The sequence below is a fragment of the Clostridium sp. UBA2485 genome (assembly GCF_002341865.1).
Classification (GTDB): domain Bacteria; phylum Bacillota; class Clostridia; order Clostridiales; family Clostridiaceae; genus Clostridium_J.
Genome location: NZ_DDOV01000042.1, coordinates 1 through 15,736, shown reverse-complemented (window position 1 = coordinate 15,736; position 15,736 = coordinate 1). Strand labels below are relative to the sequence as shown.

The following is a 15,736-nucleotide window of genomic DNA, read 5'->3' as shown; positions in this document are numbered from 1 at the left end:
TTTAAATAAAATCAGAGTAATCACAAAATTTTAGTTTATAACTATTTTCTATTTAAACCCCTGGGGTGTAGTGTGATATGGCACTATATTTGCAACATTATACAATATCTTAATTGTATTTTTCTCTCCACAATATTAGCATAATGTCACTGATTTTTGCTCCGAATTATACTGCGCCCCAGGGGAACCCTAAAGGGCTTAGCGCTGTTCCCCTTGGGTGGGAAATTTATTCTGTAGCGGCGAACAGTGTTCGTCATAATAACTAGCAATTTTATATTGCTAGTGAAAAAAATGTTTAAAGAAATTATTTTTTATAAAAATAATTTCAACCTAAATTGTCCATTGTCAATACTCAATTCTCAATTGCATAAATGGGGGATGATAGCTATGGTAAAAGTAGAAATGTTAACAGATGAAATAAAAGAACTAATATTAAAATTTTTATATGAAGAAGAGGAGATAAATCTTTTTATAATACATTTCATTGAAAGCAATAATATAGGAGATTTATATATAGATAGTGAAGAAAGCATAGGAGCTATATTGCATATAAAGGATGATGGAAATTCACTTTTTACTAATTTTTATTATAATAATAAAAAAAGTTTTGAAATTATTATAAAAGAAATTGAAAGAATAAATAATCCACGTATGCTTTTGGCAGCTAGAGAAGAGGATGTAAGAGAAATATTAAAAAGATTAAATATAAGTAGAAATATAGATAAAAATTTTTATTATATTTTTGATAATGAGAAAAAACTAGATTTACATATAGGAGAATTTAATTTTAGAAAAGCAACTTCTAAAGATAAAGATTTTATTAAAGAAGCATATATAGATTTTTTTGAAGCAACTTCTGAAGATGAGATAAACTCTTTAACTAATGATGAAAAAATAAAATATGATTTAAAAAATGGGATATATTTATTATGGAGAGAAGATACTCCAGTTGGGCTAGCTAAATTTAGCGAGTTTAGTAGACATTTTGGAGAGATTACTACTGTTTATATAAAAAGTGAATATAGGGGTAGGGGATTAGGAAAAATTCTTATGAGTAAAATGGTAGAGAAATTGATAGAAATGGGAAAGACACCAATAACTCAAGTAAATATAAGAAATTTAAGTGCAAAAGCTATATATGAAGGTATAGGATTTAAAAAATGCTGTGACTATGCCTTTGAATTTTTAAATAATTAAAATTTATTTTTAATTTCTTTCTATAGTAAACATATATAGTTAATTATTACTTTAAAAAGTCGTGATGGTTAATCACGACTTTTTGTTAGTTAGCTACTATATTTACAAGCCTACCTTTAATTACTATAACTTTTCTCACAGTTTTTCCTTCAAGGGCAGCTTTTATATTTTCATTGTTTAATGATGCTTCTTTTATTCCAGCTTCATCAAGACTTGTTGGAACATCAATTTTAGCTTTAATTTTACCATTAATTTGTATTGCTATTTCAACTTCATCTTTAATTAAGGCAGATGGATTGAAAACAGGCCAACTTTCGTTAAATACTGAATAATCCATACCTAAAGCTTCCCATTGCTCTTCAGAGAAGTGAGGTGCAAATGGTGCAAGAAGCTTAATATAATCTATTAATGTTTCTTTTAGGAAAGCAGGATTTTTAATGCTTTCATTAAGGTATTTAGATAAGGCATTAGTAAACTCCATCATTCTTGCTATTGCAGTATTAAATTGAAGTTTTTCAGCATCTTCAGATACACCTTTTATAGAAAAATGCCTCCAATAATTAAGTTCTTTTTCAGCAGTTTCCATAACTTCCTTATTATTATCCTTGTTTCTAAGTTCAGCTATAGAATGTTCTAGAACTCTTTCTATTCTTTCTACAAATCTACCTATAGATTTTATTCCATCATCACTCCAAGCTCCACCTTCAGTATATCCAAATCCAAACATTAGATACATTCTAAATACGTCTGAACCATATTCTGTAATATAGCCATCAGGAGATATAGTGTTTCCTTTAGATTTACTCATCTTAAGTCCATCTGGTCCTAAGATAAGTCCTTGGTGAGTTAGAGATTTAAATGGTTCTCCAAAGTTTATATAGCCAAGATCTCTTAATGCTTTAGTTATAAACCTTGCATATAATAGATGCATACAAGCATGTTCTGGGCCTCCAACATATTTATCTACTGGAAGCATTTTATTTGCTAATTCACTATCAAAACAAATTTTACTATTTTTGTTATCTACATATCTTAAATAGTAGAAAGAAGAACAAACAAAGGTATCTAAAGTATCTGCTTCTCTTTTAGCAGGTCCACCACAACATGGGCATGTGGTATTTATAAAGCTTTCACATTTAGCTAGTGGAGACTTTCCATCTGGTGTAAATTCAACGTCGTATGGAAGCTCTACAGGTAAATTACTTTCAGGCACTGGTACTGTTCCGCATTTTTCGCAGTATACTATTGGAATTGGTGCTCCCCAATATCTTTGTCTTGATACTAACCAATCTCTTAATCTATAGTGTATTTTCTTTTCTCCTAAACTTAGTTCATGAAGCTTATTAACTATAGCTTCTTTAGCATCTTCACTAGAAAGTCCATCAAATTCTCCACTGTTTACAAGTTTTCCAGATTCAGTATATGGAAGATTTTCTCCGCCTTCAATAACTTTTTCTATTGGAAGATTATATTTAGTTGCGAAGGCAAAATCTCTTTCATCATGAGCTGGAACAGCCATAACTGCACCAGTTCCATAAGTATTTAGTACATAATCTCCAATCCAAATAGGAATCTTTCTTCCGTTAATTGGATTTATAGCATAAGAACCAGTAAATACACCAGTTTTTTCTCTTGTTATGGATTGTCTTTCTATATCAGATTGCTTTCTAGCATTTTCTTTATATTCTTCTACAGAAGTTTTATACTCCTCAGTAGTCAACTGATCTACTAGCTCATTTTCAGGAGCTAAAACCACATAAGTTACTCCAAATAGTGTATCAACTCTTGTAGTGAATACGTTGAAGGAAATATCTTTGCCATCTACTTTAAAAGTAGCTTCTGAACCTGTAGATTTACCTATCCAATGTTTTTGCATTGACTTAGTTTTTTCTGGCCAATCAAGATTATCGATTTCATTAAGAAGTTCTTCAGCGTAATCTGTAATTTTTAAGAACCATTGAGTTAAATTCTTTTTAGTAACTTCGCTAGAACATCTTTCACAAACACCATCAATTACCTGTTCATTAGCTAAAACAGTATTACAATCAGGACACCAGTTTACTGGTGCATTTTTTCTATATGCAAGACCTTTTTCATATAATTTTAGGAATAGCCATTGAGTCCATTTATAATAATCAGGACGACAAGTTACTACTGAATTTTCCCAATTAAACATAGCTCCCATAGCTCTTAATTGTTTTTCCATAGTTTCAATATTTTTTTCTGTTGAATCCATTGGATGAATTCCAGTTTTAATTGCAAAGTTTTCAGCAGGTAATCCAAAAGCATCAAAACCCATTGGTTGAAATACATTATATCCTTGCATTCTTTTCATTCTAGCCCATGAATCAACAGGTCCAAAGTTAAACCAATGACCTGCATGAAGTTGGCTTCCAGATGGATAAGAGAACATTTCTAAAACATAAAGTTTTTTATCTAAATTATTTTTATTAAATTTATATAGTTCTGTTTCTTCCCATTTTTCTTGCCATTTTTTATCAATTTCTGTGCTATATCTAGCCATATTATTTCCTCCTAATCTATAGTGAATTTTTATTATTTTAAATAAGATATAAGATAATAGACTTTTTCTATCTATGAAAATCATTAAACAGTGCATTAAAATACAGGTTTTAGCTATTTCTTATTAATAGATAGATATATAAAGGTTATTATAAATAAAAAAAGCCTTCATCTCGCAAAGAGACGAAAACTTATAATTCCGCGGTACCACTCTAATTAGGCATAGTGCCTCACTTTAAAATATAACGGTTTAATCCGTACTTGTTTTTCACAAGTAAGCTCCTAGGCAAGTTCATAGTTCTTAACTACTGCATTACACCAAACTGCAGCTCTCTGAAAATTAAGATGAATATTACTACTCCTAATCAGTGCAATAATATATTAAGTTAATAATTTCATATTATAAATTAAAATCTTTTTATTGTCAATAGTTTACTAATTTTTTGTATATGGTATTAATTATTTAATTTATGAATAAAGTTACTATCTACATAGGTTATAAATATAGTCATTGCATAATCATAAACTATAAACATAAATTGATAAGCTAATATTAAAAATAAAAAGTTTCCTGGTATTGATAGTGAGGACACAAATAAAAATTTATAAATTAAATAAAATATTCCCATAGATATATTAAAATATACAATCTTTAATATAAATTCTAAGGACATTTTTCTTAATTTTTCTATATAAAGTTTTATAAAACCATAAAGTCCAAAAAATACAGTATAAGATAACCACATAGATTTTAATGGAAGTAGAAAGTAAGATAATAAGGAAACACCCACATATACTATAATAGAGTTTTGTATGTTAGTAGTTAATATTGATAGAGGAATTATAGCTGAAGCTACTCCTAAAAGAAATATTGTGTTAAATGGCAAAAAGGAAGTGGAGTACAGCACAAATAAGCTAAGTGCTACATATATTCCACCTCTTGCAACAAAACTTGCTTTATTGTTTATATTATGTTTTCCCATATTAAAAAACCTCACAATAAAATATTATTTTAAATTATCATGTTATAAATTTAGTTATATTCACAAATGAATCTAAAGAGTCGTTTATTATTTTTAAGAACTGACTTTTCATAGTGTAAATTATATTATTAAAAGCAACTAATTAAATCTCCACCCATACATTCACAACAAGTATCTGCGCACCAAAGTTTACAACAAAGATCACAGCACTCACTATCACTACCTTTTCGTGTTCCATAATAAGTTTGTCTATAAGAATTTTGTCTTTGATTTAAACTATTTAAAGTCTGTCTATATTCAAAATTATTTGGATCCATATTACAAGCTTGATGAATTAAATTATAGGCATTATCAAACCAGCCTTTTCTATAATTAACCATGCCCATTAAAAAATACCATTCCGCAGTTCTATCTGATATGGAATTAAGTTTTGCCTCTGCACCACCTATGTTTCCTTTATTTAAATCCATTCTTATACTTTGATAAATGTTAAAATTATTATCTCCTCCACTATAACTTTGATAGTTACTAGAACTTCCATTATTTTTAGTAAGAGCATCATAAGCATCATTTATTTCTCTCATCTTTTCTTCAGCTAAATCTTTTAAAGGATTATCACCATATTGATCTGGGTGATATTGCTTTGCTAGTTCCCTATATGCTCTTTTTATTTCATCTTGTGATGCACCTTGTCTTACACCAAGTACCTCATATGGATTTCTCATGTTTTTTACACTCCTTAATCTTTATACTTTCAATTTTTTCCATTAAGCCAAGCTGAAGAATGTTGGCTAAAAGCTCCTTATTTTTCTTTAATGGAAGATTCTCCAAAGAAGCCGCACAGCTTTCAGCGCTTAATATTAGATTAAATTCAATTCTTTCTCTAATAGTTTCTATAAATTCTTCAAAGGTGAGCTTTTCGCTATTAAAAGCTCTTTCAATAGCATTAAATTTATGATTTTCCATATCTTCCTTTAAGTCATCATAGGCATCAATTAAATATATAAATCTTCCTAAATTATATCCAAGCCAATAAAGAGCGGTGTTATCCTCTTGCTTATAATATTGAGAAATTATATAACCAGTTAAATCTGCAAATATATCAGAAATTTCATCTATATTTATAGATTCTTTAGAGTTTTCCATTTTACTTAATAAATCTAGTTTAGTTTTCATATAATCGATTATTTCTTTTTTTTGTTCATCACTAATTTTTATATACTTTTTCAAAAATTTAGATAGTAGTTTACTGATTTTAGAATTATTATCATTGTAGTTATCTAATAATTTAAAGTAAGTTAAAGCTACATTACAAAAAGCGGCATATTTTAAAGCATCATTATCAATTACTTTAGGTTTTTTATTTAATGGATGTGCAATACAGCTAGATTTTTCATAATGAATTGTATCTTCATTAAGTCCATCTAAAAGTATAGCTAAAAAAGTCATATCATAATTTAAAGTAAGTCTAGGTATATGACCAAAGGTTTCTTTTATAGCTAAGCATAATCCACAGTAATAAGCTTTAAATTTTTCATAGTCTTTTACTTTAAGCTCCATTTTGCAGGGAGTAACATATCCAAACATTATAGTCCTTTTAAAGCTCCTTTATTTTTATCTTCTAAAATTTCATGAATAGTTTTAGAAGTAGTATCTTTCATAGTGTACCCCAATAGATTCACTACATCCATAATTTCATCTTCATTATTGGATTCAATTTCTACGTAAGGAAAAGGACAAAAGCTTTTATCATTAATATCTATTTCAATTAGAGTATTTTTATACTTATAACTTTCTCTATATTTCTTAATAGATTCTACTAATTCTAGACCTAATGCTTTAAAAATATTAGAGCCTTCAACGGAGTCTAATATTTCAATTTCATGCTCTTCCATTACCTTATATTTTTCTTGACTTATAAGCTTTTTAGTAGTCATATAATTTATTGTTTTATTATGTAGATGATCATCTACTACTCTAATTCTAGCATAGCCTTTGGCGTTTAATAGCCTTCTATCTGAAAAGTCATATATATTATTAACTTGGCTTTCTTCTTTAACCTTTAATGCATTAATATCTTTCATTTTTTTTCGGATATCTTCTACGTTAATATCTAATATTCTAGTTTCCATTTCTTTCAAGGTACTCACTCCTTTTAGGTAATTATATCATAATTTTTTTTCCTAAGCTTTATTTTAATTTGTTTATAATTTATTTTTAACCCAATTAGGCATTTGAAAGAAAATAATAAACCAAAGATGTTAGTATATTTTAGGCATATGAAATAAAATAGCTAGTTAAAGATGTGAAATATATTTTGCAGCAGACAAGGAGATAGGTTTTCATGATAGTCTAGCTATCATGAAGTTCTGACAACGCAGTATGATGGAAAATAGNNATTTTTTGAAGATGCCTTATATTTAATAATTACTTTGGAGAAAAATCATATATTGTTATATAATTATATTAATCAATTGATAATTGTCAATTAGAATAAATTCATTCATAGATGATGAACGGATTTTAAAAATTTTTTAGTCAATTTTAATAATTAGTCAACGCTTAGAGGAGGTTTAACATTTGGATTACATTAAAGAAATAAATATAATTGAAGCAGTGATTCATATACTAGATAACAATGCTGATGGAGCTGTGTTAAATGAATTTGCACTAGAATTAAATGAGGAGATATATACTTTTCTTTTAAAACATATTCAAAGATGTTTAAAAGATGAAGAGTTAAAATATGCTATTTTTAATGAAGAGAGGAACATAGTTAAAGATTTGTCCCAGGAATTTTTGAATGGAGAAAATAATATTTTAGGAGTATCTAAAGAATTAGCAAGACAGATGTTTGTACTTATGAGATCCAAAGGCAATATTCCTTCCTGTGATTTAATTACCGTTAGCTTTTCTACAGAATACGGAATGTTTCTAGGTATATTTAAAATGGATTATATAAAAAATTATATGCATACTATTGAATATATAGATGATAAGGTAGGAATTGATATAATTCCTCAATTTACAGGATTACCTTCTTCAAGTTCGCGCATTCAGAAATGTGCTTTTATAAGAGCAATTAGAGATGATAATGAATATGATCTTATGGTAATTGATAAGCAAAGTAAGAATAAAAATAATGAGGATTATGGCTCAAATTATTTTATAGATAGTTATTTAGGATGCACTATAATTGATAATGAAAGAGACATGACTAAAACATTTGTAAAAGCAGCAGAAAAATGGACTCAAAATGCACTAGTTGAAAATGCTTCTGAACAGGAGAAAATTAGAACTCATATTAAGAAAAAACTAAGAGAAGAGGATAATATTAACGTTAATGAGTTAACTGAGGAAATTTTCAATGATAATCAAGAAAGAAAAGAAAGCTTTAAAACTTTTATTGCTGATCAAGGAGTAGCAGAGAAGGTTTCTATTGATAAAGAATGGGTTGAGAAAAAGCTTAAAAGAATAAGATTAAAAATTGACAAGGATATAGATTTATATTTATCAGAAGAAGCTTATCATGATTTTGAAAGATTTGAAATTAAACGTAATGGTGATGGAAGTATTAATATTATAATAAAGCATATCATGAATTATGTAGAGAAATAATAAATAAACATAATAATTACAAATTTATTAATAATAATTATAAATATGTTTAAATACAAGAGTCGCTAGAGAAAATTCTAGCGACTCTAAACCGTTGAACTTGACTTAAATATAAATTTAGATAATATCTAAATATAAAATTAAAGTAAATCTATTATGTTAATATTTTATCAACAAAATATAAAATAATAAACCCTAAAATTACATTAGGTATATAAAAAAATAAATTAACTAGAATTATGCGTATTTTTTATAATAATTATCAATTCTAGATGTCTTATGGACATAATTATCACTCCTCTAAATTTAGTTTCCATTTAAGAATATCATATATACGTGATAAATATATAGCTTTATATGGATGTGTTTACAAAAAAATAATATTTATGAATTATTTAGTAAAAATTTTAGATTAATTAAAATTTTTGAGTTAATTAGACTGTGACTTATTAAATTTACTTATAAAAGCTATGTGAATAAATAATAATTGATTTAAAGGATAATATTGTAATCATGTCTAATTAAATTGTTAAGAATATTTTAATTATTTTGACTAAGGAGGGGCATAATGTCAAGCTATAACGACAATGAAATAAAAAGCATAGTTTGCTCTATAATGAAAAGTGATAAATTTGTACTTTTTCCCATAATGCAAGAAGAACAATACATGATTTATGAAATTAATATCAAAGGGGATAAATATGCTACTTTTAAACTTTCAAAGGAAAATATAAGCACTAATGCTAATGTTATTGAAAAAGGAGTTTTAGAAAGTGGAGAATATTGGACAATAGAGGTTGAGTAATATCAGTATGTATCATAGTCTTGTCTTAATGTTGATGAAAATTTAATTTATACAGTATTTTGATTTCCATAACAAACAAAAATTTTTTCTGTGAATTAAAGATTAAGGATGAAAAATTATAGTTGAAACTCCAATGACAAAGCCTTTGGAGTTTTTTAANNGTAGGAGTATTTATAGTATGATTATAAATAAATCCTTCTTCATCTATTCTTCCAACAACATTACCAAAAAGTGAAGCGTCATAAACAAGTCCATCTTTTTCTAATATACCAATTGGTCTAATACTGAGAATGTTATCGTATATTTCACCCATATCAATACCTCTTAAAACATAATAAAAATACATTATAATATATTGATAGAGGAATACTTATATTACATTAAAATATAAAATTAAAAGAATATTGATAAAGTATATTCTGTGAAATAAAATGTAACTAATACTTATGGAATTATATTTGGAATAGTAGCAGGAATTATGGTCTATATATCTTTAAATCAAATAATACCTACTGTAGAAAAATATGGAGAGCATAAATATGTCATGAGAGGTACTTTTGCAGGAATGTTAGTAATGGCAACTAGCTTAGTATTACTTATGTAAATTGTAATTAATTTTTAATATGTACGTTAAAAAACGTGGCTACTATGAGCCACGCTTTTTTATTTATTCATAGAATTTTGACAACCTAAAACATTTGTTATCTTATCTTCAACTAGTGTTTGAATATTTTTTCTAGCTTCTCCAAGATATTTTCTTGGGTCAAACTCACTTGGCTTATCACCCATAACTTTTCTTATTGTACCAGTCATAGCAAGTCTTAAATCTGTATCCATATTAATTTTGCAAACAGCCATTGATGAAGCTTTTCTTAACATTTCAGCAGGAACTCCTTTAGCTCCTTTTATATCTCCGCCATTTTCATTACACATAGCAACAAAATTTTGGTCTACAGCTGAAGCACCATGAAGAACTATTGGGAAGTTATGTATCCCAGCTTCTTCTAAATTTCTTGTTATTGTTTCTAGTCTATCAAAGTCTAATTTTGCTTCACCTTTGAATTTATAAGCACCATGACTTGTTCCTATCGCAATAGCTAAGGAATCAACGCCAGTTCTTTTTACAAAATCAACTGCTTGATCTGGATCAGTATAAGTAGCTTCATGGGCGGCAACTTTAACTTCATCTTCAACTCCAGCAAGTTTTCCAAGTTCTGCTTCAACAACTACGCCCCTTTCATGAGCATATTCAACTACTTCCTTTGTGAGTTTAACATTCTCTTCATATTCATAATGAGAACCATCAAACATAACAGAAGTAAATCCAACATCTATACATTTTTTTACTAATTCTAAAGAATCACCGTGGTCTAAATGTAGAGCTATGTCTATTCCAGAGTCTTCTACTGCAGCATCAATCATTGCTTTTAAATAAGAAGGTCTCATATATTTCATAGCGCCTGAAGAAACTTGAAGAATAACAGCAGAGTTTTGCGCTTTACATCCGTCTACTATTCCTTGTATAATCTCCATGTTATTGATATTGAAAGCACCAATAGCATAATTTCCCTTAAAGGCTTTATCAAACATTTCTTTAGTGGTAACAAGTGCCATAATAATTCACCTTTCCTTTCAGCGTAATCCTTTTAATAATATAACTATCTTTATTATAATGTATGCTATTAGTATTTTCCATATAATTTAGGATTATTTATAAATTTACAGAATGAATATACAAAGATTATATATTACAATACGTTACGAAGAGTTATCTTTTGACCTTCTTTAATTCCTTCAATTAGAGACTTTACAAGGTGAATTGAGGATAGTGAATGAGTTTTATCTTCTTCCTTAGTGTACTGAGTTAATTTTAAAGCCTCATTATATATAATATCTAATTCTTCATGATTTAAGAATAGTGTTACTATAGACATATCTTTTTCATAACTAGTAAGTAATGCCATAGAATTTATATATGCATTATCCCATTGTTCAAAAGCAATGGATGATTCAGTTTCATAAGCAATTTCTAAAAGTTTGTCACAGGTATTATTTGTATATTTAGTAGAATAATAAAGCCCTACTAACATGGCTAAAAAAAGCATAAAAGGTAATATAACTTTTTTCATTTTTCTACCTCTTTATAAGTTTATTTTTCATTATTTTATTTAAGCTGATAAAAGAATTTGTCATCATCATAAACTATTCCTATAAATACATCTTCGTAAGATTCGATATTGTTTTTTCTAAGTTGTTTCTTAACCCATTTCATATTTTTACCTACTTTTTCTAAGTTTTGCTTATTTATGCTTCCATCATTTATAATTATCATAGGCATAGGTTTTTCTTGTACACTTAGATTTAAAACTTTTGGAGTTATAGGAGTATTTTCTTCTTTAGGCATTATGGATATATTTCCATTAGTTTCTAATACAGCGTAATGAATATCAGATAGGTTAAAATAGCCATTTAATCTTAATTCTTCTAATAAGTCATCTAAGTTAAATCTTTGATTTCTAAGTTCCTTTAAGTCAACTTCGCCATCTTTAATTAGTATACTAGGTTCTCCGTTTAGTAAAGTACGCGCTTTTTCACTTTTAAGTTGAATTATTGAAGTAATTATTTGAAGAACAACTAATGTAGTTATAGGAATCATAGAGCTAATAAGTGGCATTCTATTATCTTCCATTGGAAGAGCAGCTAACTCTGAAATCATTAATGCAGTTACTAAATCAAAAGGTTCCAATTGTCCTAATTGACGTTTACCCATAAGTCGCATTATTATTAATAAAAAACTATATAATATAATTGTTCTTATTACTAATATGAACATAATTTCACCTCCTAATAGTTTTAGTCTTCCAATTTTTCAATAAAATATTATTAAAATAAAGGATACAATTCATAGGAGTGCAAATATAATAATATTAATCAATTTTTGAGGTGTTGAGATGAAAAAAATTAAACTACAATTTGAGAAAAATTATGTTATCGAAGTTAATAGTGGAATTAATTGCCATGAGGTTGTAAAAAACTATAGTTTAGAAAAAGATATACCGGTAGTACTTGCAAGGGTTAACGGAAAACTATGCGAATTATCTTCTATTATAGAAGAAGATTCCACATTTAGTATTGTAGATATTAAAGATAAATTTGGAATGATGACTTATATTAGAACTCTTCAATTTGTTCTTATTAAGTCAACCTTAGAATTATTTAAAGATGCTCAAATCACTATTGGACATTCTTTAAGTAAAGGATTATTTGGAGAGATTTATAAAAAATCTAAACTTGATATAGATGATATATATTTAATAAAAGAAAAGATGAAAGAAATTATAGAAAAAGATATTAAAATAAATAAGAAGTGTTTTCAGAAGGAAGAGGCAATTAAAATCTTTAAAAACTATGGAATGGATGATAAAGTAAGACTTTTAAGTTCAATAGATTTAGAAAAAGTAAATTTATATGAATTAGATGGACAATACGATTACTTTTATGGTCCAATGGCATATTCTACAGGTGTTTTAAGAATCTTTGATTTAATTTATTACGATCCAGGATATATTTTAAGATTTCCAACATTAGAAGAAACTTTTAAAATTCCTAAATTTGAAGAACATAAAAAACTTGCAAAAGTATTTTATGAAGCTGAAAAGTGGGGAGAAACTATTAATATTGAAGATGTTGGAGCATTAAATAAAATTATTGATAATGGAGATATTGTTAATTTAATTAGAGTAGCAGAAGCTCAGCAAGAAAAGAAAATTGCATATATTGCAGATAAAATAAGTGAAAACAAAAGTGTAAATCTTGTGTTAGTTGCAGGACCATCTTCCTCAGGTAAAACAACTTTTTCTAAGAGATTAGGTATTCAGTTATCTGTTAATGGCCTAATACCGATACCTATTTCACTAGATGATTACTTTGTAAATAGAGAAGATACACCAATGGATGAGTTTGGCGCATATGATTTTGAATCCATACATGCCTTAGATCTAGAACTGTTTAATAATCATCTACAAATACTATTATCTGGTGGAGAAGTAGAGGTTCCTACGTATAATTTTAAAACAGGTAAAAGAGAGTGGAATGGTCATAAAATGAAGCTTCCTCATAAGGGAGTGTTAATTGTAGAAGGAATTCATGGTCTCAATGAAATGCTAACTTCTTCCATAATAAAAGATAGAAAATTTAAAATTTATATTAGCCCATTGACACAACTTAATTTAGATGATCATAATAGAATAGCGACCACTGATGTAAGGATGATAAGAAGGATTGTAAGAGATTTCCTTTCAAGAGGTTATGGAGTGGAAGATACCCTAAAAATGTGGCCTTCAATTAGACGTGGCGAAGAAAAAAATATTTTTGTATTTCAAGAAGATGCGGATGTTATGTTCAATTCTGCTTTAATTTATGAACTTGCTATACTAAAGAAGTATGCTTTAACAGAGCTTCGTAAAGTACATCCAGACAGCATAGTTTATGATGAGGCGAGAAGGCTTATAAGTTTTTTAAACTTCTTCAAGGAAGTTGATAAGGAGTTAGTACCTAGTAATTCACTTATGAGAGAGTTTATAGGAGGTAGTTGCTTTTATCAATATTAGTATATAGAAATGAATGCTAGGTTTGCCCTAGCATATCCTTTGAATTTTATAGTTTAAAATATTTTTAAGTTAAAGCATGTTTTAAATTGATTAATTATTTTGAGTATTAAGTACTTTATAAAATATTACAACAAAACTTTAAAGTAGGTAAATTTTTAAAATTTATTACTACAGAATTATGTAGGAGGAAATATATGAAGAATTACAGTGCTTTTGATATTTTAGGGCCTATTATGATTGGTCCATCAAGTTCGCACACTGCAGGAGCAGCTAGACTAGCAAAAATAGCAGCTAAGATAGCAGGAGAAAAAATTATTAAAGTAAAGTTTTTATTACATGGTTCTTTTGCAAAAACTTATAAAGGACATGGAACGGATAGAGCGCTAGTGGCGGGAGTTTTAGGAATGGATCCTATGGATGAAAGATTGAGAGATGCTATGGATATAGCAAGAGAAAAAGGATTAGATTTTTCTTTTGAAGAGGCAGATTTAGGTGACAATGTTCACCCCAATACAGTAAAATTTATTTTAACTACAAATGAGGGATTAGAAGTTAATGTTGTAGGATCATCAATAGGTGGGGGAAACATAGAAATTTTTGAAGTTGATGGTCAAAGATTAAAATTTACAGGAGAATATCCAACACTTATCATAACCCATTTAGATACACCAGGAGTAATTTATAAAGTTACCACTGTACTTTATAAAGAAGAAGTTAATATAGCCTCTATGAATGTATACAGAAAAGGTAAAGGATCAGAAGCCTCAATGGTAGTTGAAATAGATAGTATTGTAAATGATGATATTATACATAAGTTAGAAGAAGTAGAAAATATAAAAACTGTAGATCAGATAGTACCACCTAGGGAAGGAGAATAGACCATGTTTGTTAACAATGCAGTTGAACTAATAGAGATTTGTGAAAAAGAAAATATAAGTATAGCTGAATACACAATAAGAGAAGAAATAGAGACAACTGGATTAACTCGCCAGGAGGTAATTGAAAAAATGAGAAAAAATCTAGAAGTTATAAAAAAATCTTCTAGAGAAGCTATGGAAAAAGAAGTTATTTCTGTAAGTGGATTAATCGGTGGAGATGCTATTAAAATAAGGAAGTATTTAGAGAAGAATAAAAATAATACACTATGTGGAGAAACAATGATAACTGCTATGGCAAGAGCACTTTCTACTTCAGAAGTAAATGCAGCTATGGGAAAAGTAGTTGCTGCACCTACTGCTGGAAGTTGTGGTATAATTCCAGGAGTTATAACAACAGCAGGAGATAAGCTCAATAAAACAGAAGAAGAGTTAATAATGGCATTATATGCTGCAGCAGGAGTTGGAATTCTTATAGCTAAGAATGCTACACTATCAGGAGCAGAAGGCGGATGTCAAGCGGAATGTGGAAGTGCCGCTGCAATGGGAGCAGCAGCAGTAGTAGAAATGATGGGAGGAACTCCTAATATGGCTTTTGACGCTGCAGCAATAGTAATTAAAAATGTAGAGGGGTTAGTTTGCGATCCAATTGCTGGACTAGTTGAAATTCCTTGTGCTAAAAGAAATATAGCTGGTGCAGTTAGTGCGTTAACTACTGCAGAATTAGTTATGGCAGGAGTTAAAAGCAAAATTCCTTTTGATGATTGTATAGCTGCAATGTATAAAGTTGGTCGTGAATTGCCAAGTTCTTTAAGAGAAACAGCTATGGGGGGACTTGCAACAACTCCTTGTGGATTAAGATTAAGAAAACAAGTATTAAAAGAGAATAATTAATTTAGTACATAATGCCTGTTGGAGACAACAGGCTATTTTAATTCACAATGCACAGTTCACAATGCACAGTTGTGGTTGAAATTACTTTTTAGCAAAGTAATTTCTTTAATCATTTTTTGACTAGCGATTATATCGCTAGTCACTCTGTGGCGAACAGTGTTCGCCGCTACAGAATAAATTTCAAATTTCTCAGTGATAGCTGAGAAATATCCACAATTGTCAATTGTCAAT

15 protein-coding genes and 1 other annotated feature are annotated in these 15,736 nt (G+C 28.4%); of the genes, 7 read left to right on the top strand and 8 right to left on the bottom strand.

Annotated features, from left to right (window positions below; translation table 11 throughout):
* The first annotated feature begins 387 nt into the window (after positions 1 to 387).
* Positions 388 to 1,197: a GNAT family N-acetyltransferase gene (locus tag B3603_RS07790; protein WP_291562874.1), complete on the top strand. Its 810-nt coding sequence runs from the start codon at positions 388 to 390 to the stop codon at positions 1,195 to 1,197.
* Positions 1,198 to 1,282: 85 nt separating this feature from the next.
* Here B3603_RS07790 and leuS read toward each other — a convergent pair whose 3' ends face one another.
* From leuS to B3603_RS07765, 5 genes are all read right to left on the bottom strand, one after another.
* Positions 1,283 to 3,721 carry a leucine--tRNA ligase gene (gene leuS / locus B3603_RS07785; protein WP_291562871.1) on the bottom strand — a complete coding sequence of 813 codons (2,439 nt, stop codon included), beginning with the start codon at positions 3,719 to 3,721 and terminating at the stop codon, positions 1,283 to 1,285.
* Between the two features lie 175 nt (positions 3,722 to 3,896).
* Positions 3,897 to 4,098 (bottom strand) — a binding site (T-box leader).
* A gap of 77 nt (positions 4,099 to 4,175) precedes the next feature.
* Positions 4,176 to 4,703 carry a hypothetical protein gene (locus B3603_RS07780; RefSeq protein WP_291562869.1) on the bottom strand — a complete coding sequence of 176 codons (528 nt, stop codon included), beginning with the start codon at positions 4,701 to 4,703 and terminating at the stop codon, positions 4,176 to 4,178.
* Between the two features lie 128 nt (positions 4,704 to 4,831).
* A complete protein-coding gene (locus B3603_RS07775; RefSeq protein ID WP_291562866.1) occupies positions 4,832 to 5,428 on the bottom strand; it encodes a J domain-containing protein in 597 nt (198 codons plus the stop codon).
* Positions 5,412 to 6,290: a DUF5685 family protein gene (locus B3603_RS07770; RefSeq protein ID WP_291562863.1), complete on the bottom strand. Its 879-nt coding sequence runs from the start codon at positions 6,288 to 6,290 to the stop codon at positions 5,412 to 5,414. Before B3603_RS07770 ends, B3603_RS07775 begins: the two co-directional genes overlap by 17 nt.
* Positions 6,290 to 6,844 (bottom strand): class IV adenylate cyclase, encoded by a 555-nt coding sequence (locus B3603_RS07765; RefSeq protein WP_291562859.1) that lies wholly within the window; start codon positions 6,842 to 6,844, stop codon positions 6,290 to 6,292. The genes B3603_RS07770 and B3603_RS07765 overlap by 1 nt, the downstream gene beginning before the upstream one ends.
* 439 nt (positions 6,845 to 7,283) lie before the next feature.
* Here B3603_RS07765 and B3603_RS07760 point away from each other — a divergent pair, with 439 nt between their 5' ends.
* The 3 genes from B3603_RS07760 to B3603_RS07750 all read left to right on the top strand — a co-directional run bounded on the left by B3603_RS07760 (position 7,284) and on the right by B3603_RS07750 (position 9,730).
* Complete coding sequence (locus tag B3603_RS07760) at positions 7,284 to 8,321, top strand: nucleoid-associated protein (RefSeq protein WP_291562857.1); 1,038 nt, start codon at positions 7,284 to 7,286, stop codon at positions 8,319 to 8,321.
* A 568-nt stretch (positions 8,322 to 8,889) separates the two neighbouring features.
* Positions 8,890 to 9,126, top strand: a complete 237-nt coding sequence (locus B3603_RS07755; protein WP_291562854.1) for a hypothetical protein — start codon at positions 8,890 to 8,892, stop codon at positions 9,124 to 9,126.
* A 478-nt stretch (positions 9,127 to 9,604) separates the two neighbouring features.
* Positions 9,605 to 9,730 (top strand): hypothetical protein, encoded by a 126-nt coding sequence (locus tag B3603_RS07750; RefSeq protein WP_291562851.1) that lies wholly within the window; start codon positions 9,605 to 9,607, stop codon positions 9,728 to 9,730.
* Positions 9,731 to 9,789: 59 nt separating this feature from the next.
* On the opposite strand, the gene fba is transcribed toward B3603_RS07750, so the two are convergent.
* The 3 genes from fba to B3603_RS07735 all read right to left on the bottom strand — a co-directional run bounded on the left by fba (position 9,790) and on the right by B3603_RS07735 (position 11,959).
* The gene (fba, locus tag B3603_RS07745) at positions 9,790 to 10,740 is read right to left on the bottom strand and encodes a class II fructose-1,6-bisphosphate aldolase (RefSeq protein WP_291562849.1); all 951 of its coding nucleotides are present in this window, start codon (positions 10,738 to 10,740) and stop codon (positions 9,790 to 9,792) included.
* Between the two features lie 134 nt (positions 10,741 to 10,874).
* Positions 10,875 to 11,255: a DUF4363 family protein gene (locus tag B3603_RS07740; protein ID WP_291562846.1), complete on the bottom strand. Its 381-nt coding sequence runs from the start codon at positions 11,253 to 11,255 to the stop codon at positions 10,875 to 10,877.
* A 35-nt stretch (positions 11,256 to 11,290) separates the two neighbouring features.
* Positions 11,291 to 11,959 (bottom strand): DUF421 domain-containing protein, encoded by a 669-nt coding sequence (locus B3603_RS07735; protein ID WP_291562841.1) that lies wholly within the window; start codon positions 11,957 to 11,959, stop codon positions 11,291 to 11,293.
* 118 nt (positions 11,960 to 12,077) lie between these two features.
* Here B3603_RS07735 and B3603_RS07730 point away from each other — a divergent pair, with 118 nt between their 5' ends.
* The 3 genes from B3603_RS07730 to sdaAA all read left to right on the top strand — a co-directional run bounded on the left by B3603_RS07730 (position 12,078) and on the right by sdaAA (position 15,505).
* A complete protein-coding gene (locus B3603_RS07730; RefSeq protein ID WP_291562838.1) occupies positions 12,078 to 13,736 on the top strand; it encodes a nucleoside kinase in 1,659 nt (552 codons plus the stop codon).
* Positions 13,737 to 13,930: 194 nt separating this feature from the next.
* The gene (sdaAB, locus tag B3603_RS07725; RefSeq protein ID WP_291562835.1) at positions 13,931 to 14,614 is read left to right on the top strand and encodes an L-serine ammonia-lyase, iron-sulfur-dependent subunit beta; all 684 of its coding nucleotides are present in this window, start codon (positions 13,931 to 13,933) and stop codon (positions 14,612 to 14,614) included.
* 3 nt (positions 14,615 to 14,617) lie between these two features.
* Positions 14,618 to 15,505 (top strand): L-serine ammonia-lyase, iron-sulfur-dependent, subunit alpha, encoded by an 888-nt coding sequence (sdaAA, locus tag B3603_RS07720; protein WP_291562832.1) that lies wholly within the window; start codon positions 14,618 to 14,620, stop codon positions 15,503 to 15,505.
* Positions 15,506 to 15,736: the final 231 nt, after the last annotated feature.